At 63.9% G+C, this 18954-nt stretch carries 20 protein-coding genes; 5 read left to right on the top strand and 15 right to left on the bottom strand.

Annotation, left to right across the window (positions count from 1 at the left end; all coding sequences use genetic code 11):
• Window positions 1-9: 9 nt before the first annotated feature.
• Window positions 10-1014 carry an ABC transporter substrate-binding protein gene (locus DID98_RS23545; protein ID WP_124571514.1) on the bottom strand — a complete coding sequence of 335 codons (1005 nt, stop codon included), beginning with the start codon at window positions 1012-1014 and terminating at the stop codon, window positions 10-12.
• A gap of 316 nt (window positions 1015-1330) precedes the next feature.
• On the opposite strand from DID98_RS23545, the gene DID98_RS23540 reads away from it, so the two are divergent.
• Window positions 1331-2056, top strand: coding sequence for a response regulator transcription factor (locus DID98_RS23540; protein WP_260428107.1), 726 nt, complete (start codon window positions 1331-1333; stop codon window positions 2054-2056).
• Between the two features lie 33 nt (window positions 2057-2089).
• On the opposite strand, the gene DID98_RS23535 is transcribed toward DID98_RS23540, so the two are convergent.
• From DID98_RS23535 to DID98_RS23520, 4 genes are all read right to left on the bottom strand, one after another.
• Window positions 2090-2410 carry a hypothetical protein gene (locus DID98_RS23535; protein WP_124571513.1) on the bottom strand — a complete coding sequence of 107 codons (321 nt, stop codon included), beginning with the start codon at window positions 2408-2410 and terminating at the stop codon, window positions 2090-2092.
• A gap of 73 nt (window positions 2411-2483) precedes the next feature.
• Complete coding sequence (locus DID98_RS23530; protein ID WP_124571512.1) at window positions 2484-4634, bottom strand: peptidase domain-containing ABC transporter; 2151 nt, start codon at window positions 4632-4634, stop codon at window positions 2484-2486.
• Between the two features lie 40 nt (window positions 4635-4674).
• A complete protein-coding gene (locus tag DID98_RS23525) occupies window positions 4675-5934 on the bottom strand; it encodes an HlyD family secretion protein (RefSeq protein ID WP_124571511.1) in 1260 nt (419 codons plus the stop codon).
• Window positions 5931-7313 carry a TolC family outer membrane protein gene (locus DID98_RS23520; RefSeq protein WP_124571510.1) on the bottom strand — a complete coding sequence of 461 codons (1383 nt, stop codon included), beginning with the start codon at window positions 7311-7313 and terminating at the stop codon, window positions 5931-5933. Before DID98_RS23520 ends, DID98_RS23525 begins: the two co-directional genes overlap by 4 nt.
• Before the next feature lie 766 nt (window positions 7314-8079).
• On the opposite strand from DID98_RS23520, the gene mchS3 reads away from it, so the two are divergent.
• The 3 genes from mchS3 to DID98_RS23505 are packed head-to-tail and all read left to right on the top strand — an operon-like array spanning window position 8080 to window position 9741.
• Complete coding sequence (gene mchS3, locus DID98_RS23515; protein WP_124571509.1) at window positions 8080-8547, top strand: MchS3 family protein; 468 nt, start codon at window positions 8080-8082, stop codon at window positions 8545-8547.
• Between the two features lie 12 nt (window positions 8548-8559).
• Window positions 8560-8757, top strand: a complete 198-nt coding sequence (locus DID98_RS23510) for a hypothetical protein (RefSeq protein WP_124571508.1) — start codon at window positions 8560-8562, stop codon at window positions 8755-8757.
• 45 nt (window positions 8758-8802) lie between these two features.
• Entirely contained in the window at window positions 8803-9741 is a 939-nt protein-coding gene (locus DID98_RS23505) for a cupin domain-containing protein (protein WP_221622537.1), read from the top strand.
• Window positions 9742-10254: 513 nt separating this feature from the next.
• Here the strand turns inward: DID98_RS23505 and fliR are convergent.
• From fliR to DID98_RS23460, 9 genes are all read right to left on the bottom strand, one after another.
• Window positions 10255-11037 carry a flagellar biosynthetic protein FliR gene (gene fliR / locus DID98_RS23500; protein WP_124571507.1) on the bottom strand — a complete coding sequence of 261 codons (783 nt, stop codon included), beginning with the start codon at window positions 11035-11037 and terminating at the stop codon, window positions 10255-10257.
• A gap of 29 nt (window positions 11038-11066) precedes the next feature.
• On the bottom strand, window positions 11067-11339 hold the full coding sequence (fliQ, locus tag DID98_RS23495; protein ID WP_006750427.1) for a flagellar biosynthesis protein FliQ: 273 nt from the start codon (window positions 11337-11339) through the stop codon (window positions 11067-11069).
• 16 nt (window positions 11340-11355) lie between these two features.
• The gene (fliP, locus tag DID98_RS23490; protein ID WP_124520430.1) at window positions 11356-12117 is read right to left on the bottom strand and encodes a flagellar type III secretion system pore protein FliP; all 762 of its coding nucleotides are present in this window, start codon (window positions 12115-12117) and stop codon (window positions 11356-11358) included.
• Window positions 12118-12153: 36 nt separating this feature from the next.
• On the bottom strand, window positions 12154-12714 hold the full coding sequence (gene fliO / locus DID98_RS23485) for a flagellar biosynthetic protein FliO (protein ID WP_124486790.1): 561 nt from the start codon (window positions 12712-12714) through the stop codon (window positions 12154-12156).
• On the bottom strand, window positions 12711-13202 hold the full coding sequence (gene fliN / locus DID98_RS23480; protein WP_124486791.1) for a flagellar motor switch protein FliN: 492 nt from the start codon (window positions 13200-13202) through the stop codon (window positions 12711-12713). Before fliN ends, fliO begins: the two co-directional genes overlap by 4 nt.
• Window positions 13195-14193 carry a flagellar motor switch protein FliM gene (gene fliM / locus DID98_RS23475; RefSeq protein WP_124486792.1) on the bottom strand — a complete coding sequence of 333 codons (999 nt, stop codon included), beginning with the start codon at window positions 14191-14193 and terminating at the stop codon, window positions 13195-13197. Before fliM ends, fliN begins: the two co-directional genes overlap by 8 nt.
• Window positions 14194-14215: 22 nt before the next feature.
• Window positions 14216-14752, bottom strand: a complete 537-nt coding sequence (gene fliL / locus DID98_RS23470) for a flagellar basal body-associated protein FliL (RefSeq protein WP_124486793.1) — start codon at window positions 14750-14752, stop codon at window positions 14216-14218.
• Window positions 14753-14952: 200 nt separating this feature from the next.
• Window positions 14953-15675, bottom strand: coding sequence for an LrgB family protein (locus tag DID98_RS23465; RefSeq protein ID WP_044845194.1), 723 nt, complete (start codon window positions 15673-15675; stop codon window positions 14953-14955).
• 13 nt (window positions 15676-15688) lie between these two features.
• Entirely contained in the window at window positions 15689-16165 is a 477-nt protein-coding gene (locus tag DID98_RS23460) for a CidA/LrgA family protein (RefSeq protein ID WP_044845195.1), read from the bottom strand.
• A 139-nt stretch (window positions 16166-16304) separates the two neighbouring features.
• Here DID98_RS23460 and DID98_RS23455 point away from each other — a divergent pair, with 139 nt between their 5' ends.
• Window positions 16305-17231, top strand: a complete 927-nt coding sequence (locus DID98_RS23455) for a LysR family transcriptional regulator (protein WP_044845196.1) — start codon at window positions 16305-16307, stop codon at window positions 17229-17231.
• A 66-nt stretch (window positions 17232-17297) separates the two neighbouring features.
• Here DID98_RS23455 and DID98_RS23450 read toward each other — a convergent pair whose 3' ends face one another.
• Complete coding sequence (locus DID98_RS23450; protein WP_124571506.1) at window positions 17298-18860, bottom strand: DHA2 family efflux MFS transporter permease subunit; 1563 nt, start codon at window positions 18858-18860, stop codon at window positions 17298-17300.
• Between the last annotated feature and the right edge of the window lie 94 nt (window positions 18861-18954).

The raw sequence follows: 18954 nt of genomic DNA, 5'->3' as shown, positions 1-18954 counted from the left end.
CGCCGCTGCTTACTTCGCGTTCACGAAATCGTTCGTGAAGGTGCGCGCGAGGTCGATGTGCTTGCCCTTCACCGACGGGTTGAACGCCGACAGCACCTTCAGCACGGTCGCCGGGCCGTCGGCCGGCATCTTCGCGTCGGCCGTGTACATCGGCAGCGACGCCTTCAGCGCGGACACGTACAGCGCCTTGTCCTTCTGGTAGTCGGCCGGCATCTTCGCGGCGATCTCGTCGGCGCTGTGCGTGTGGATGAACTGCATCGTCTTCGCGAACGCGTGCGCGAGCTTGGTCGCTTCCGCCTTGTGCGAATCGGCCCAGGCCGACTGCACGTACAGGCTCGCGGCCGGGTAGGTGCCGCCGAGCGCCGCGCGCGTACCTTCCAGCGTGCGCAGGTCGACCAGCACCTTCGCGTCGCCCATCTTCTCGAGCGCGGACACCGTCGGCTCGGTCGTCATCCCGGCCTCGATCCGGCCCTGCTTGATCGCGGCGATGAAGCTCGCGTCTGCACCGACCGGCAGCATCGTGTACTGCGTCGACTGCACGCCATGCTGCAGCGCGAGGAATTGCGTGAGGAAGCTCGTCGACGATCCGAGGCCCGTCACGCCGAGCGTCTTGCCTTTCGCGTCGGCCATCGACTTGAACGTCGGCGCGGCCTTGGTCGACACCATCTCGACTTCGCCCGGCACCTGGCACAACACGGCGATCGCCTTCACGTCCTTGCCCTTGCTCTGCAGGTCGACCGTGTGGTCGTAGAAGCCGACGACGCCCTGCACGGCGCCCGCGAGCAGCTCGTTCTCGGCGTCGACGCCGGCCGGCTGCGACAGCAGCTCGACGTCGAGCCCTTCGGCCTTGAAGTAGCCGAGTTCCTGCGTGAGCCGCGCGGGCAGGTAGATCAGCTTCGCGATCCCGCCGACCATGATCGTGATCTTGCCGCCGTCGTCGGCGAAGGCGGGGTGAGCGGCGAACGCGCAGGTCAGGCTGGCTGCAACGGCGAGGGTACGCAGGGTGGGTCGCATCGGGTCGTCTCCGGTCGTTATTCGCATGGCGCGATGCTTGCTGCATCGTTGCGACGAGTATAGGGAGGCGAAACCTTCTGCCACCTTTCGCGGGGGGGCGGAATCGTTAGGGGTTTTCCACGAATCCGGCGCGCATGCTCGAAGAGCGCCCCCCAGCCGGATCGTGCCGCGGGTTGGAATGGCAACAGGCCTATCAACGCTGATTTCTCTCCATTACGCTTTGGCAAGCACAAAGAGAATCATCCATTGCGCCGAGCTCCTCTACGGAAGCATGACATCACGACAAAATCGTTGGTCGCCGGGGACGCATCGCGTTGTGCAACGTGCCGACTCCGATTTTTCGCAATTCAATCTATTCGGGGCACCTTCTGACTTGATATTTCATTTCGACGATTCAATGAGTCTAACCACCATCGCCATTGCCGACGACCATCCAGTCGTGATCGAAATGCTGAAGCGCCTGCCGCAATGGGAACCGGATTTCCTCATCTCGCATTGCTGCAATAGCGGGGCGGGGCTGATCGACGCATTGACGCGCTCCCCGGTCGATCTCGTCGTCGTCGACTATTCGATGAATCGGGGTGACAAACCGATCGACGGCCTGAGGCTGCTGCGCAAGCTGCGCGACGTCGCACCGAGCACTCAATGCATCATGCTGACCGCGCAAAAGAATCCGAGCGTCGCCGCCGCCGCGCTGCGACTGGGCGTGAAGGCCATCGTCAGCAAGGACGACCAGATCGACGAGATCGTCCGCGCATGCCGACACGTGCGCGCCGGCCGCACGCGGTACTTTTCGCCCACGATCCGCGCGATCGTCGAACGTGCCGGCGCGAGTGGCCGCGACGCCCCCCCGCCGCTGACCCAGAGGGAGCTTGACGTCGTGCGCCTGTTCGCATTGGGTCATCCGCTTGCAAGCATTGCAATACGGCTCGGCCGCTCGGTCAGTACCGTGTCGACGCAAAAGCAGACGGCAATGCAAAAGCTGCAGGCCGATACGAATATCGACCTGATCCGCTACGCGTACGAAAGTGGGCTGGTCTGACACGTGAGATACGTTGCCGGGTGGTCGCCGCCTTTACCAGGCCTTCGGCGCCGGCTCATTGAAGTCGAACAGCTTGTCCATGATGTCGTTGAAGACCCTGGTCGTTTGCGCCATGTCGTTCACGAGACCATAAAGCGCACCGCCGATGATCCCCAGGGCACCGCCGACCAGCACGCCCACACCGGCGGCGGCGATGCCGGCGCCGAGGATGCCGCCCGAGCTGCCGCCCGTCGCCGCGCCTTTCCAGGCACCCGAGATCGAGCCGCCGACGGCGCCCAGCACCGACGCGCCGCACCGGCTGACGAAACTGCCACCGCTGACTTCGTCGAGTTCCATCATGGTCAATTCACGCATTTTCACTTCTCCTTGAGGTTGCGTATCGCCGATCGTGACAGGCCGGATCGGCATCGGCCTTCCCGCTGCGCCGTCAGGCCGCCGCAGGCGTAGAAATCGCACCGCCGTCGAATTCCCGCACGCGCCCCTGTGCGAGTGCGATGACCCTGTCCGCGCTGCGGATCGTCTCCGGGCGGTGAGCGATGATGATTCGCGTGACGTTCATCGCGCGCACGGCATCGTTGATCAGATGCTCGCGCTGCACGTCGAGATGGCTCGTCGCCTCGTCGAGCACAAGAATCGACGGTTGGCGGTAGAACGCCCGCGCGAGCAGAACCCGCTGGCGCTGCCCGCCCGACAACGACGAGCCCATGTCGCCGACGAGGCTCTGGTAGCCCATCGGCATCGCAACGATGTCGTCGTGGATCTGCGCGCGCCGCGCGGCGGCGTCGACACGCGCCTGGTCGGGTTGCGGATCGAAAAAGCAGATGTTGTCGGCGATCGATCCGGCGAACAGGATGTCGTCCTGCATCACGCAGCCGATCAGCCCTCGATATTGATGCAGCCCGAGCTTGCGGATATCGACGCCGTCGACATACACGCCGCCATGCTCCGGCGACAGCAGCCCGAGCAGCACTTTCGCCATCGTCGTCTTGCCCTGGCCCGACGGGCCGACCAGCGCGATCGATTCGCCGGGCGCGATCGAGAACGAACAGTCTTCGAATATCCAGGGCTCGGTCTCCGCGTAGCGGAAGCTCACGCCGCGCACGTCGATCGCAGGCGCGGCCGTACTGTCGGCGGACATCGGTGCGCGCGCGACCTTCGCGTCCACATCGGATTCGACGTCGGTCAATACGATGTCGGCAAGACGCTCGCCATGCAGGCGCAGCATGCGGAAATCGATCGCCGTGCCGATCAGGCCGGCACCGCGCGCCATGAACTGATCGGCGAAGCTGACGAATGCGACCAGCATCCCGGCTGAAAACTGCCCGTCGAGCACCTGTTTCGCCGCGAGCCAGACGAGCACGACCCTGCCGGCACCGGAGATCGCGCCCTGCAATGTCGAAAAGACGATCGACAGCCGCTGGATCGCGACGTGCTTGTTGGTCGTCTCGACGACGGCGTTCGCATAGGTCGCGACGCGCGCTTCCTGCTGGTTCGCCAGCTTGATCGCCTGCACGCCGCGAATCGATTCGAGCAGGTTCGACTGCGCGCGCGCCGCATACACGATCTGTTCCTCGTTCGCCTGCCGGAACGGCCGGTACGCGACCCAGCGAATCGCGCCATACGCGGCGAACAGACCGAGCACAAGCCACGTAAGCGGGGGGCTGTAGACGAACAGCATCGCGAGCGTCGCGATCGCCATCGCGCCGTCGAGCAGCGCGCCGACGAACTGCGTGGTCAGCGTGCTCTGGATCGTATTGATCGCGCCGAATCGCGACACCACGTCGCCGATGTGCCGCTGCTCGAAGTACGCCATCGGCAGCCTGAGCAGGCGGGCGCATACGTTCGCCGTCCACTGCACGCCCAGCAGGCTCGAAAACCAGGTCACCACCCACGAACGCAGTGCCGACACTGCGTTCTGGAACAGCACGACGAGCAGGAAGCCGATGCCGAGCAACGTCAGCAGGTCGGCATCGGCCGACACCAGCACCTGGTCCATCACCCATTGCATGTAGAGCGGCGTGACGATGCCGAACACTTCGAGCGCCGCCGACAGCAGCAGTACCTGCGCGAACGCCGCCCGGACGCCCGTCACGCCGCCGACCAGCTTCGCCATCGAGATCGCCTCGCGCGCCTGCGCGCGCTCGAACGACGGCGACGGCATCAGCTCAAGCGCGACGCCCGTGAAATGCCGGGACACTTCGGCAAGCGGCACGTCGCGACACCCGCGCGCCGGATCGTGAATCGTGATCTTGCCGCGCGACACTGATTTCAGTACGACGAAATGATTCATGTCCCAATGCAGGATGCACGGACGACGCAATTTTCCGAGTTCGTCGAGGTCGAGTCGCAGCGCACGCGATGCGAGGCCGAGCCGGTACGCGATCAGCATCACGTCGTTCAGCGTCGCCCCCTTCAACGACGGGCTGAAGCGCCGGCGCAGGCTGACGAGGTCGAGATCGTGGCCGTGATAGCTGGCGATCATGCCGACGCACGCGAGCCCGCACTCGGCCGCCTGCGTCTGCAGGATCACCGGCAGGCGGCGGCGCCAGCCGAATTGCAACGCATCGATCCATTTCATGATTCACATGGCTCCGTAACGAATGCGTTCGTCGCGCGCATCATGTCGACGCGCGGCGACCGAGCGCGTACAGCGGTTCGAGCACCCATTCGATCAGCCTGCGCCGGTCGATCAGTACGTCGGCCTCGAGCGCCGTGCCGGGGCGCAGCGCCTCGTGCCTGCCATACGCGACGATGTCCTGGCGATCGAGTGCGACGACGACCCGGTAGAGCTGCTCCGGCACGTTGGTGCGCCCGGTCAGGTTCGCGACTTCCTGTGGCGACAGCGCGGTACGCGACACCTCGGTCACGCGCCCGAACTGCTGGCCGAATTTCTGGAACGGATAAGCCTCGTAGCGCAGCACGACGCGCGCGCCGGGCCGCACGAAGCCGATCGCGCGGCTCGGCACCATCAGCTGTGCTTCGAGCCGCTCGCCTTGCGGCAACAGCGAGACTGCCGACTGGCCCGCGCTGACGAGCTGCCCGGGCTTCGCGAGCAGCGCCGCCACGACGCCCGCCTGCGGCGCACGCAGGATCACTGCGCGACGCGCCTCGTTTTCGGCGAGCGACTGGTCGATGTCCGCGAGCTTGCGTTCGATCTCGTTTCGACGGTTCCGGTCGTTGAGCGGCAGTTCGCGCAGTTGCTGGCGGGCTTGCTCGAGCTGCTGCCCGACATCGAGCCGCTGGCGGGCAAGATCCCGCAACCGCGCTTGCGCGTCGAGCAGCACGCCTTCCTGCTGCTCGACCTGGCTGTTCGATACATAGCCCTGTTCGCGCATCGACTGCAGCTTGTCGAGCTGCCGTTGCGCAAGCTCGGCCTGCCGCGTCCGCTGTGTGGACTGCAACACGATCTGTGCAAGCTGGTCCTGCAAGGCCGCCTCGCGTGCCCGCAGGCCGCGCCGGGCCTCGCCATTCAATTGCGACTGGCTCGCGAGATCGGTTTCCAGGTGCGAACGCTGAAACTTGAGTTGCCGCGCGACCGTCTCGCGTGTGCCGCCGAGCTCGGTGGCCACTTCGGCGGAGATCGCGAGCAGTTCCGCGCCCGCCACAACCGGCTGCCCTTCACGCACGCGCATGCCGATCACGGTGCCCGTCAGCGGCGGCGCCACCGTCAGCAGCCCTTTCTCCGGTAAGAGCTGGCCGGCGACACGCTCGCGCTTCGTATAAGTGCCGAATACGAAGAGCGCGACGACCGCGAGCGCCAGCGCGGTCGAGACTCCGATCGTCAGCCAGCGGTACGGCGGAGAATAAAGGCTGACGGTGCCCATCAGCTTGTGCTTGGTCGCGTCGAGCGCTTCCGGGCGGAACAGGGAATCGGTCATAAGCGGCGCTCCACGGCATTCGCCGGGCGGGTGCGTGAGGCCGCCGCGCGGTCGCCACCGCGGCAGACAATGCCGGCCACGTCATCGTCGCCGAGCGTGCCGAGCGCGGCGGACAGTTGCAGCCGTGCGCGCAGGTAACGGTAGCGTGCGTCGGCGAGATCGCGGATCGCTTCGAAATAGCGTTGCTGCGCATTCAGCTCGTCGATCTGCGTGCGCAGCCCGACTTCGCGCCCGAGACGCGTCGACTTCACTTTGCTGCCGGCCGACGCGAGAGCACGTTCCCGTGCGCGAATCAGTGCGAGGCCGTTGGTGATGCCGAGATAGGCGGCACGGGCGCGCTCGCGCGCCTTGCGGCGCGCATCCTCGAGCGCGTCGCGCGCCTGGTCGCGCCGCCGATAGGCTTCGCGGCTCGCCGATAGCGGGCCGCCGCCGGCGAACAGCGGGATCGTGACCGTCACGCCGATCATCGACGAACGCGTTTTCGACGTCGTGCCGAACACCGTGTCGAGCCCGTTCTCGTTGGCGCCGCGGCTCCAGTTCGTGCCGAAGCTCGCCTGCAGATTCACGACCGGCAGGTGTGCGCCCGTCGCGGCGACGATGTCGGCCTGCGACTGGTCCAGCTGCTTGCCGGCGATCAGCACGTCGACGTTGTCGCGGGCTGCGTCGTCCATCGCGGCCACGAGATCGGACGATGCAGCCTGCTGTGCGCATGACCACGCGATTGGCTCAAGCTCGGCGTCACTCAGGCCGGTCAGCCGCTGCAGTGTACCGTTCGCGACCGCCAGGTCCGTTTGCGCGCCAACCGTACGCGCGCGAGCTTCGTCGAGATTCGCACGCGCCTCGTCGACGTCAGTCCGTGTGCCGTCGCCGATCCGCAGCGCAGCCAGCGACTGGTCGAACTGCGCGTGGAACGCCTGCTGCGCGGCTTCGGCGGCTTGCAACACCTCGCGCCCGTACAGAACGTCGAAATAGGCGTTGGCAACCTCGTTGATTAGTGTTTGCCAGGCCTTTTCGTACTCGATGTCGGCCTGGTCGGCCTGTGTGCCGCCACGCTGGAAATCGGCGAAGCGAGACACATCGAAGAGCGGCTGGGTAACGATTGCTGAGGCACTGTGACGGCGGACCGCTGCCGCGTACGCCACGGTGGGTTGATCTTGCTTCGTGTAGTGACCGTTGAGCTCCACGCGCGGCAGCAGGCCGGCGAGACCTTGCCAGCGTTTCTCGCGGCCGGAGAGCCGAGCGTTGCGCGCCGCGCCGATACTCGCATCGAAGTGCTGCGCCGCGTTCACCGCGTCAAGCAGGTTGGCCGCGCGCGCCGGCCATGTCACATCGAGCCATCCGAGGAAGGCCACCAGAAGGAAGAGTCGTGTCGAAATCATCTGTCTGTATGTGCCGCTGCCTAACGGTCGCAAGAGCCACGGCGAAGTAGCACCGTAAAGCAGAAGATTGTTCAGTCAGATAAGACGACAAGATATCGTCGTTTGTCCAATTTCAGGTCGTTGCAGATACCGTCGACTCGCAATCGACGTTGATATTGCGACTCCGAACGCCGTGACTTGCTCGCCGATGCGGATTTCGGTGTGTGCCGAATGACCGTGCACATGTGATTTTCGGGGCCGACAAGGTAAGTACACGGCAGCGACCACGCGATGCTCGATACGCTCATGCCGGCAATCGAAAGCGGATACGCAATCAGTAGGATCCAATGCGTGACAGTCTGCAACGATTCATGCGCGCTTTTCCATCCGTCGACAAACATCGCATATTAATTAGTGACGCATCATATTCCCCATATCGACAATCGCATCACCATTCATGCAGCCGGCACAGCCAATGATCATGCTGCGTGCTCGAGACAATTCGCGATTTTCCCCGCGCAGCAGATCACCTAGCATTTTGATATTGCGTCGCATTGAGTAATTCAGATCGATTGACAACGGGCAAGCAATGCAACACATTCCGGAATCGGATGGATTTTGAAGTTGACATGTCAGTCGCAACTCAGCACATTCACCTGCATGTGCAATCAAAAAAGGGAGAAAAACCGTGCATAGGGTCACAACTTTCCGATCTTTCCCATTCAAAGATTACGCATCAATATTATTCGGATCATTATTTGAAATAATTTTCATATCGCCGAATCTCGTGAAATTTATTGCAAATAATTTGCATCGAAGCGGCTGGCAATTCCGCCCCACGGGCAAGATAAAAAATAAAATCATCGGAATTTTGATGGTCATCCAAATGTCAATCCCAGTTTCGGTAAATTCAATGGAAATCCCAAAGGAGGAATTTAAATGTATTAACGTCTTTTCTCTGGGATTGGTGGGGTTTGTCGGGCACATCAGCCCGCAAGAAAAGATGTACAGAAAAATAAAACAAACCGCGGGGGCAAAATCATATTTCGTCAAGATATTGGAGTCCAAAGATGCAACCCTTGAATCAAAAATGTATGCCATGTGCGGCTTGAGAGAAATCGACCATCGATCATTTATAAAATACAAAAATACATTCTCATCCTCACTCAAAGTATCAATCATGAAAGGAGATATCTTATCGAGAGAAAGTATTTCTGATGTTCTTTATCGAATTAATAAATTTGGATGCAACTGAGGAATATGACTTATGAAAATCATTTCCAAATCCGAGGCCGCAGAAATTTCTGGGGGACTTGATTTGTCCGGAGAAGAAGAGTCGAGCAACGTGATTGACTTGAGAGGCACGCAGAAGAACGGGTGGGTTGACGCGAATGGAACCTGCTGGGCCCCGGGCTCCTCATCGTCAACCATGTACCCCAATTTTGGTGAAGATGGCGACGGCTAATCAATCCCCAACACATCAATACACCGGATCAAGATAACGGGTCCGGTGTCTCATCAATCTAAAATTCCTTGCGTCATGATCCATTTCCCTATCAGCAAAGAAGAGTTTTTCCAGAATTTCTTTGAAAAAAAGCCGGCACTGTTTCGAGGCGCAGCTTCAGGGAAAAAATTTGATTGGCTTGATGTCGATGAGTCAATATATGCTAGTCAATCTAGCCCACTAAAAATCAAGATGCACTCCGGAAGCAGTTTTCTCGAACCCGAGAATTACGAATGGAAGTGCCTTGAAGTTGGCGTTCTAAAAAGTCAGCTTAACTCTACCGAGATTCATCGCCAGCTAGACAATGGATCCACACTGGTTTTCAATAGAATTGAATCGCTATCACTTAAAATCAGAAAACTATGCCAACATATTTCTGATTTTTTGGCGATGACAGTCGTGGCAAATGGCTATCTCTCATTCGGGAGAAGGGGATCTTTTGGCGACCATTGGGATACTCACGATGTTTTTGCTGTGCAATTAATAGGAAGAAAAAAATGGAAAATCTACAACCCGACATTCAAGCTACCAATTGAAGGACAAACGAGCAAGGATCAAAAACACCTTCGCCCGATTCGCCCAGAACTGGACTTCATCCTGGAAGAAGGGGATATCGTATACATTCCTCGTGGATGGTGGCACTCAGCAACCGCCCTTGATGAACCAACGTTCCATATTGCTGCCGGCATCCATACGAATAAATACTTGGATTACATCGACTGGATAACCAAAAGAAAACTAAAGAACAGGGATTTTTTGCGAACCTCGCTACCCTTCCATGACATAAAAGATCTCAACATTGAACAGATGATTGAGGATATAAATCAGGAAATCAGGAGCCCCCAAAATTTCCTTGAATATATCGAAGACGTGAATTCGGAGACTGTCTCGGCAAGCGACATAGGAATAACAGAATATGTAAAGAAATTCTCCAATAAAAAATAATCTAATGTCGATTTCGGCCCGAAAATCATCAAAACCTGAACTGCAAGATCTACGGTTGCAGTGTTTTATCCGCGAAAGGAACCATCGATGTAGATGATGCCACTCAAGTAAAGGCTGCAGACACGATTCTCGCAACGCTGCTTAGTCTACCGGCCTCTCAACACAAGGTGACCTTCAGGACAGGCAGCGGAAGCAGCTGACGTCTATTCCGTCGACGCACCACAAGCATTACTGGCCGGAAAAATCGCGCCGAGATCATCTGCCTGTAAGCGCCACTGTCTGACGGTCGGTCGCGCGAACCGTGGCCATGATGCATCGCGAAAGCGTCAAATGTGAGGTGGCGAATTGCAATGACAGATTGTTCCGATAACGGCATGATTCACATAGTTCTGTACTCGCTTCGGCGTTTCTGACTTGGGTCTTCGCATACATGGATGAAGAAACCTTGAATCCAGCCTAAATCCTGACGAATTGGCCAAGGCGGCGACCCGACCTGAATGAATGATCCGCACATCACCGCCATCCTCCCAAAACCCGCCCCATCGCATCCAGCCCCATGTCGAACAGGTGCGACACGAACGGCACGAGGTTCGGGATCATCAGTTGCACGAGCAACAGCCCGACCAGCATCGTGACCGGAAAGCCGATCTGGAAGATGCCGATCTGCGGCGCCGCGCGGTTCAGGATCCCGAGCGCGAGGTTCGCGATCAGCAGCGCCGCGACGACCGGCAGCGCGAGCAGCAGCCCCATCTCGAACACGGTCGCGCCGAACGCGGCGAGCGTGCGCCAGCCGGGCGCGTGCAGCAGGTCGGCCGACACCGGCAGCGTCTGGAACGACGCGGCCAGCGCCGCGAACACCTGCAGGTGGCCGTCCACCGCGAGAAACGCGAGCATCGCGATCGCATTCAGGAAGCGGCCCATCGCCGGCGTCGCGCCGTTCGAATGCGGGTCGAAGAAGGTCGCGAAACCGAGCCCCATCGACAGGCCGATGAAGTCGCCGGCCGCCTCGACGGCCGCGAACACGATCTGCATCGTGAAGCCCATCGCGGCGCCGATCAGGAACTGCGTGACGACGATCCAGATGCCCTGCGCGGAGAACACCGTGACGCCCGGCATCGCGCCGAGCGTCGGCGCGACGACCAGCGCCAGGAACGCGGCGATGCCGATCTTCACGCGCACCGGCACGGCCGCATGGCCGACCACGGGTGCCGTCGCGACGAGCGCGAGCATCCGCACGAACGGCCACAGGAAGGCCGTCAGCCAGCCGTTGAGCTGCGCGTAGGTAACCGAGAACATCGGCGGGGAACGAAAGCCGGACGCGCCGCTCAGCCGGCGCCGAGCGTCGCGACGTGCAGCAGCGTCTGCCGCAGGTAGTCGAGCATCGTCGTCAGCATCCACGGGCCGGCGATCACGAGCGTCGCGGCCACCGCGAGCAGCTTCGGGATGAACGACAGCGTCGATTCGTTGATCTGCGTCGCGGCCTGGAACAGGCTCACGACGAGGCCGACCGCGAGCGCGACCAGCAGCAGCGGGGCGGCCAGCAGCAGGCCGACCATCATCGCCTGGTGCGCCAGCGTCATCACCTGTTCGGGTGTCATCGTGCGTGTCCTCCGCTTACGTGAAGCTCTGCGCGAGCGAGCCGATCAGGAGCTGCCAGCCGTCGACCAGCACGAACAGCATCAGCTTGAACGGCAGCGACACGGTGGACGGCGACACCATCATCATCCCCATCGACATCAGCACGCTCGCGACGACCATGTCGATGATCAGGAACGGGATGAAGATCGTGAAGCCGATCTGGAAGCCGGTCTTCAGCTCGCTCGTGACGAACGCGGGCACCAGCAGCGACAGCGGCACGTCTTCCGGGCCCTGCATCGGCGCGGCCTTCGAGATCTTCGCGAACAGCGCGAGATCGGTCTCGCGGGTCTGCTTCAGCATGAAGGTCTTGAACGGCGCGACGCCGCGCTGCACGGCCTGCTCCATCGGCATCGAGCCGTCGGAAAACGGCTTGTAGCCGTCGGCGTACGCGCGGTCGAGCACCGGCGACATCACGAAGAAGGTGAGGAACATCGCGAGGCCGACCAGCACCTGGTTCGGCGGCGTCGTCGCGGTGCCGAGCGCCTGGCGCAGCAGCGACAGCACGATGATGATGCGCGTGAAGCTCGTCATCATCAGCAGCATCGCCGGCAGGAACGACAGCATCGTGAGCAGCAGCATCGTCTGCACGCTCAGCGAATAGGTGGTGCCGCCGTTCGGGCCCGGGCTCGTGTTGAACGCGGGCAGGCCGGCCGCCTGCGCGCACGCGAGCGCCGGGGCGGCGCAGAGGATCAGCACGGGCGCGAAGCGCGCCGCGCGACGCAGGAATTCGTGTTTCATCGGAATGCGAGTACGGAAAGAGGGCGCGACGCCATGTCAGCGGTCCTTGCCGCGTCCGAAGCGCTTCGCGGCTTCGCCCGCGAGCGCGTCGCGAAACCGCGCGCCGAACGTGCCGGGCTGGCCGCCGCCGGATGCGGTGCCGCCGGCAGGTGCCTCGACCGTCGCGGTGGCCGCCGCCGAGCCGGCCGGCAGCGTATGCAGCAGCCGCACGTTGCCCGGCGCGACGCCGAGCACGAGCCAGGTGTCGCCGATCTCGACGATCGTCGCGCTTTCCTTCGCGCCGAGCGCGACGCTCGACACGACCTTCAGCGGGCCGCCGCGCCGCGCGGGCTGGAACCCGAAGCGGCGCGCGAGCCACGCGCAGCCGAACACGAGGCCGATCACGACCGCGAGCCCGACGAGCGTCTGCAGCACCGCGCCGACGCCGAGCGACGGCACGGCCGAGCCGACCGTCACGCTCGATGCGATGGCGCCGGCGTTGTTCACCGCGTTCATGTCGGCGGCGCCGGCCGGTGCGCACGCAAGCGACGCGGCAACGGCAGCCGCCGCCGCGATCGCGAACAGGCGCGCGCGCCGGCCGGACGTCACGACTTTCATCGATTCAGTTTCCGGATCCGTTCGGCCGGCGTGATGATGTCGGTCAGCCGGATGCCGAACTTGTCGTTGACCACCACGACCTCGCCCTGCGCGATCAGGCAGCCGTTCACGAGCACGTCCATCGGCTCGCCGGCGAGGCCGTCGAGCTCGACGACCGACCCCTGCGCGAGCTGCAGCAGGTTGCGGATCGCGATCTTGGTGCGGCCGAGCTCCACGGTCATCTTGACCGGGATGTCGAGAATCATCTCGATGTCGTTGTGCGTCGAGCTGGCCGCGGCCTTCGACAGCGGCTGGAACACGCCGGCGCCGGTCGCGCCCGCCTGCACCGGCTGCTGGTTCTGCTCGGCGAGCGCGGCAGCCCAGTCGTCAATGCCCGAATCCTCTTCCGCGGCGGCGGGTGCTGCCTGCACGGCCGCGGCCGATTCCGCGAGGGCCGCGTCGGCGAGTGCCTGCGGGTCGAGTTCGGTCGTCGGGTTCAGCTCACTCATATCCACCTTCCTTCATCGTGTCGCCCGCGCTGATCATCTTCTGTACGCGCAACGCATATTGACCATTGAAAATGCCGTAGCCGCACTCCATCACCGGCACGCCGTCGACCTTCGCGGTGATCGTGTCCGCGATCTCCAGCGGCAGCACGTCGCCCGCGCGCAGGTTCAGGATCTTCTCGAACGTCGACGGGATCTCGGCGAGATCAGCGCTCAGCTCGACCTCGGCCGACTGCACCTGCTGCGACAGCACGCGCACCCAGCGGCGGTCGACTTCGAGCGCCTCGCCCTGGATCGGCGACGCGAGCACGTCGCGGATCGGCTCGACCATCGAATACGGCATGCAGATGTGCAGCGTGCCGCCGGTCGGCCCGAACTCGATCGAGAACTGCGTGACGATCACGATCTCGTTCGGCGTCGCGACGTTCGCGAACTGCGTGTGCATCTCCGAGCGCACGAATTCGAACTGCAGCGGCCGCACGCTCTTCCACGCGGTCGTGTAGTGCTCGAACACGAGATTCAGCAGCTTGCCGATGATCCGCTGCTCGGTGGCCGTGAAGTCGCGGCCCTCGACGCGCGTGTGGAAGCGCCCGTCGCCGCCGAACAGGTTGTCGACGACGAAGAACACGAGGTTCGGGTCGAACACGAACAGCGACGTGCCGCGCAGCGGCTTCACGTGCACCAGGTTCAGGTTCGTCGGGATCGGCAGGTTGCGGGTGAACTCGCTGTACTTCTGTACCTTCACCTGGCTCACGGAGATTTCCGCCGTGCGCCGCATGAAGTTGAAGATGCCGATCCGCAAGAGGCGCGCGAAGCGGTCGTTGATGATCTCGAGGCCGGGCATCCGGCCGCGGACGATCCGCTCCTGCGTCGCGATGTTGTAGGGGCGGACGCCCGACGTATCGCGCTGCTCGTCGATTGCGTCGGTTTCGCCCGTGACGCCCTTGAGGAGGGCATCGACCTCCTCCTGGGACATGAACTCCTGGTGGCCCATGCGCGCTCCTTTTCCGGCCGCGTTACTGGACGACGAATTCGGTGAACAGCACGTCGTCGACCTTCGCGCGCTGGTTGCCCGGCTGCGTCGGCTGTTCGATCAGCTCGCGCAGCTCCTTCGCGAGCGAACGCTTGCCGTCCGGCGTCGCGAGATCCTCGGGATGCTTGTTCGACAGCGCGAGCAGGATCCGGCTGCGGGTCTCCGGCATGCGCGCGGTCAGCTGCTCCTGCGCCTTCGGGTCGGTGAGCTTCAGCGACAGGCCGACGCGCAGGTAGTGCTGCACGCCGTCGTCCGACTGCAGGTTGACGGTCAGCGGGTCGAGCGGGAAGAACACCGGAGCGGCCAGCGGCGCCGGTTCGGCGGGCGCGCTCGCATGGCCGACGCCGGTCTTGCTCAGGAACACGTACATGCCGCCCGCGGCGGCGGCCGCTGCGCCCAGCGCGATGACGGCGATGAGCGCGATGCGCTTGAACTTGCCGGACGAGGCCGGCTTGTCGGCAGTCGGGTTTGCGGTCGTGGAGGCCATGTGAATGCGTGCGTGATGTCTCGTAGCATGCATTGTTCGGCATCCGGGCCGAGCCCGATGGGCGGAAAAGAGGGGGGAATTGCGGCTATCTCAGCCGATTGTCGGCCGGGTGTCGGCTCGATGCAGGGTACGAGCGGCGGGAAAACGGCGTCTGCGAGCGGTGAGGCGGGCGACCGGCGGGCATCCGGGCCTTCAGGCGGGAAGGGCGGGCGGCGGCACCCGCCCGCGCATCGTCAGATCGGCAGCAGCGACAGCAGCGGCGCGATCAGCACCATCGCCACGCCCGCGATCATCATCGTGAGGCTCGACACGACGCCTTCCTCGCTGCCGATCTCGCGCGCCTTCGCCGTGCCCACGCCGTGGGCGGCCGCGCCGAACAGCGCGCCGCGCGCGAGCCGCGTGCGCATCGGCACCAGCGCGAGCACGATCTCGCCGAGCAGCATCCCGCAGATGCCGGTCGCGATCACGAACAGCGCGGTGAGATCCTTCGGCGCATGGATCTTGTCGGAAACGGCGAGCGCGAACGGGGTCGACACCGAGCGCGTCATCAGCGAGCGCTGCAGCTCGGGCGACAGGTGCAGCAGCTTCGCGAGCAGCAGCGATCCGCACACGCCGGCACCGATCCCGACCGCGACGCCGACCGACAGCGACAGCCAGTGGCGGCGGATCAGGTCGCGATACTCGTAGATCGGCACCGCGAACGCGATCGTCGCCGGGCCGAGCAGCCACATCAGCCAGCGCGTGTCGCGGAAGTAGACCGAATACGGGATGCCGGTCAGCACGACGAGCAGCGCCAGCACGCCCGGCACGAACACGAGCGGCGAGAACAGCAGCGTCTTCCTGTATGCGTAGAGCCGCTTCGACACGAAATACAGGACGACCGTCAGCACGAAGCAGCCGACGGAGATCGCGGTATTCACGCGGTCGGCGGACAGGTTCGACAGCAGCGCAAGCATCGCAGGCTCCGGCTCAGTGGGCCGACGCGGTCGCGAGGCGCGCACGGCGGCGCTCGGCGAACACGCGCTGCGCGGCGAGCCGGCGCTCGAGCTTCGCGGCGAGGTCGACCGCCACCGCCACCGCGACCATCACGAACGCGGTGCCGGCGAGCATGACCAGCGCGATGCGCCAGCCGTCCTCGCGGAACAGCCCGCCATACTGGACGGCCGCGACAGCGGCCGGCACGAAGAACAGCAGCATGTCGGACAGGAGCCAGTTCGCGCCGTCCTTCACCCACGCGGGCGCGACCCGCCCCGAGAACAGCAGCGCGAGCAGCACCGCGAGGCCGACGACGCCGGACGGCACCGGCAGCCCGACCGCGCGCACGGCCCAGTCGACCGCCATCCACAGCACGCCGAGCGCGGTGGCCTGCAGCACGATCCGGCCCGTACGCGCAACGTTGCCCGCAGCGGCGGGGCGGGCGGCGGCAGTGGCGGTCGGCTTGGTCATGGCGGGCTCCATACAGATGTTGCGTTGATGGTGTGAGTATAGGGTTTCCCCTAACCATAAATAAAATGACTTGTCTCTATCCTTGTCATTCCAATTCGGAATTCAGCTTGGTTCGTTGCACCAACTTGGGGAGTCATCGATGGAATTGCGCGCGCTGCGGTACTTCGTCGAGGTGGTCCGTCAGCAGAGCTTCACGGCGGCCGCCGACCGGTTGTTCGTCACGCAGCCGACCATCAGCAAGATGGTGAAGGCGCTCGAGGACGAGATCGGCTCGCCGCTGTTGCTGCGCGACGGCCGGCAGATGGTGCTGACCGACGCGGGGCGGATCGTGTTCCAGCGCGGCCAGGACGTGCTCGCCGCGCAGGCGCAGCTGCAGTCGGAGCTGAAGGATCTGGGCACGCTCGGGCGCGGCGAGCTGACGATCGGCATTCCGCCGCTCGGCGGGTCGCTGTTCACGCCGATCATCGCCGCGTACAAGCAGCGTTATCCGAACATCGAGCTGAAGCTGTTCGAGCAGGGCGCGCGGATGATCGAGGCCGCGCTGATGTCGGGCGAGCTCGAGCTCGGCGGGCTGCTGGAGCCGGTCGATCCGGCCACGTTCGAGCGACTGCCGATGGTGCGCGCGCCGCTGTGGCTGGTCGCGCCGCGCGAGTCGCGCTGGGAGGATCACACGGCCGTGCCGCTCGCCGATCTGGCGCGCGAGTCGTTCGTGTTCTACGCGGAAAGCCTCGCGCTGCACGACGCGGTGCTCGACGCGTGCCGGCAGGCCGGCTTCACGCCGTCGATCGTGAGCCGCAGCGGTCATTGGGATTTCATGGCCGCGCTGGTGCACGCGGGGGTCGGCATCGCGCTGTTGCCGGAGCCGTACTGCCGGCGGCTCGATGCGCGGCAGTTCACGTGCCGACCGATCGTCGAGCCGGAGATCACCTGGGCGATCGCGCTCGGCTGGCTGAAGAAGGGTTACCTGTCGCACGCGGCGCGGGCGTGGCTCGACGTCGCGCGGGCGACGCTGCCGATCGCGTCGGGCGACGATCTGGCCTTCGGCGGGTTGCGGGCGAGGGAGTGAGGCGCGCGGCGCGGGCGGCGCAGCGATACGACGAACGGGCGGAGGCCGGCGCGGCCCGCCGCGCGTTCAATGCCCCATCGCCGGCCCCGCGCCTTTCCTCGGCTTCGTGATCCACACAAGCGCCGCGAGTGCGATGAACACGCCCGCCGACAGATGGAAGAAGTCGTTGGTCGCCATCATGAAGCCCTGCTGCGTGACGAGCTGGTTGAGCTGCGCGTTGGCCGTCTGCCCGACGATCCCGAGCTGCGCGAGCGCGCCCTGGTAGTCGGTCGTGCTCTGCGCGTAGATGCTCACCGATTCCGACAGCCGCGCGTGGTGATAGATCGCATCGTTCTCCCAGAACGTCGAGCTGGCCGCGGTGCCGATCGCGCCCGACAGCGTGCGCAGGAAGTTCGACAGCCCGGACGCGCTCGCGAGCCGCTCGTCGGAGATGCTCGACAGCGTGATCGTCGTCATCGGCACGAAGAAGCAGGCGACGCCGATCCCCTGCACGAGCCGCGGCAGGATCACGTGGTTGAACGGCACGTCGAGCGTGAACGTCGAATTCCAGACCGATACACCCGCGAACACGATGAACGCGAAGCTCGCGACCATCCGCAGGTCGAGCCGGTGCATGTTGCGCCCGATCAGCGGCGACAGCACCAGCGCGAGCAGCCCGACCGGCGCGGTCGCGAGGCCGGCCTTGCCGGCCGTGTAGCCCATCACCGTCTGCAGCCACAGCGGGAAGATCACGACCGAGCCGAAGAACGCCATGAAGCCGAACGAGATGATCAGCGCGCCGAGCGCGAAGTTGCGGTCCTTGAACAGCGACAGGTCGACCACCGGTTCCTTCTCGGTCGCCTCCCACACGAGCATGAACGCGAGCGACACGACCGCGATCAGCGCGAGCGCGACGATGAAGCTCGAGTTGAACCAGTCGCGGTCCTTGCCGAGGTCCAGCATCATCTGCAGGCACGATACGCCGATCACGAGCAGCGCGAGGCCGATCGCGTCGATCCGCTGCTTCGTCGTCTTCGTCTCGCGGCCGCGCAGCAGGAAGTATGAGCAGGCTGCGGAGAAGATGCCGATCGGCAGGTTGATGTAGAAGATCCACGGCCACGTGTAGTTGTCGCTGATCCAGCCGCCCAGCAACGGGCCGAAGATCGGCGCGACGATCACCGTCATCGCCCATAGCCCGAGCGCGAGCCCGCGCTTCGCGGGCGGATAGCTGCGCATCAGGATCGTCTGCGACAGCGGCACCATCGGCCCGGACACGAGGCCCTGCAGCAGCCGGAACGCGATCAGCGTCTCGAAGTTCTCCGCGAGGCCGCACAGCGCCGACGCGATCGTGAACGCGAGCACCGACAGCGTGAACAGGCGCACCTCGCCGACCCGCCGTGCGAGCCAGCCGGTCAGCGGCACCGCGATCGCGGACGCGACCGAATACGACGAGATCACCCACGTGCCTTCGCTCGTCGCGACGCCGAGGCTGCCCGAGATGGTCGGCACCGCGACGTTCGCGATCGACGTGTCGAGCACTTCCATGAAGGTGCCGAGCGCGAGCCCGACGGTGAGGAGCGCGAGCGCGCCGCCGGTGAGCGGCGCGGGCTGGGCGGCAGGTGGCGCGGCGGATGCCGTGGTGGCGGACATCGGAATCTCCTAGACGCGACGCGCGCAGCGCGCCGGCACAACACACGGGCGCACCCTATCGCGCGGCCCGGACGGGTGGAACGGGTGAGGGGAG

The organism is Burkholderia sp. Bp8984, assembly GCF_003853755.1.
GTDB lineage: Bacteria > Pseudomonadota > Gammaproteobacteria > Burkholderiales > Burkholderiaceae > Burkholderia.
This window is presented reverse-complemented; position numbering and strand designations above follow the sequence as displayed.

What these genes read in the sequence shown, in the direction of transcription:
- DID98_RS23545 (WP_124571514.1), bottom strand. Translation starts at nt 1,014, where the DNA reads ATGCGACCCACCCTGCGTACCCTCGCCGTTGCAGCCAGCCTGACCTGC.
- DID98_RS23535 (WP_124571513.1), bottom strand. Translation starts at nt 2,410, where the DNA reads ATGCGTGAATTGACCATGATGGAACTCGACGAAGTCAGCGGTGGCAGT.
- DID98_RS23530 (WP_124571512.1), bottom strand. Translation starts at nt 4,634, where the DNA reads ATGAAATGGATCGATGCGTTGCAATTCGGCTGGCGCCGCCGCCTGCCG.
- DID98_RS23525 (WP_124571511.1), bottom strand. Translation starts at nt 5,934, where the DNA reads ATGACCGATTCCCTGTTCCGCCCGGAAGCGCTCGACGCGACCAAGCAC.
- DID98_RS23520 (WP_124571510.1), bottom strand. Translation starts at nt 7,313, where the DNA reads ATGATTTCGACACGACTCTTCCTTCTGGTGGCCTTCCTCGGATGGCTC.
- DID98_RS23510 (WP_124571508.1), top strand. Translation starts at nt 8,560, where the DNA reads ATGAAAATCATTTCCAAATCCGAGGCCGCAGAAATTTCTGGGGGACTT.
- fliR (WP_124571507.1), bottom strand. Translation starts at nt 11,037, where the DNA reads ATGTTCTCGGTTACCTACGCGCAGCTCAACGGCTGGCTGACGGCCTTC.
- fliQ (WP_006750427.1), bottom strand. Translation starts at nt 11,339, where the DNA reads ATGACACCCGAACAGGTGATGACGCTGGCGCACCAGGCGATGATGGTC.
- fliP (WP_124520430.1), bottom strand. Translation starts at nt 12,117, where the DNA reads ATGAAACACGAATTCCTGCGTCGCGCGGCGCGCTTCGCGCCCGTGCTG.
- fliO (WP_124486790.1), bottom strand. Translation starts at nt 12,714, where the DNA reads ATGAAAGTCGTGACGTCCGGCCGGCGCGCGCGCCTGTTCGCGATCGCG.
- fliN (WP_124486791.1), bottom strand. Translation starts at nt 13,202, where the DNA reads ATGAGTGAGCTGAACCCGACGACCGAACTCGACCCGCAGGCACTCGCC.
- fliM (WP_124486792.1), bottom strand. Translation starts at nt 14,193, where the DNA reads ATGGGCCACCAGGAGTTCATGTCCCAGGAGGAGGTCGATGCCCTCCTC.
- fliL (WP_124486793.1), bottom strand. Translation starts at nt 14,752, where the DNA reads ATGCATGCTACGAGACATCACGCACGCATTCACATGGCCTCCACGACC.
- DID98_RS23465 (WP_044845194.1), bottom strand. Translation starts at nt 15,675, where the DNA reads ATGCTTGCGCTGCTGTCGAACCTGTCCGCCGACCGCGTGAATACCGCG.
- DID98_RS23460 (WP_044845195.1), bottom strand. Translation starts at nt 16,165, where the DNA reads ATGACCAAGCCGACCGCCACTGCCGCCGCCCGCCCCGCCGCTGCGGGC.
- DID98_RS23455 (WP_044845196.1), top strand. Translation starts at nt 16,305, where the DNA reads ATGGAATTGCGCGCGCTGCGGTACTTCGTCGAGGTGGTCCGTCAGCAG.
- DID98_RS23450 (WP_124571506.1), bottom strand. Translation starts at nt 18,860, where the DNA reads ATGTCCGCCACCACGGCATCCGCCGCGCCACCTGCCGCCCAGCCCGCG.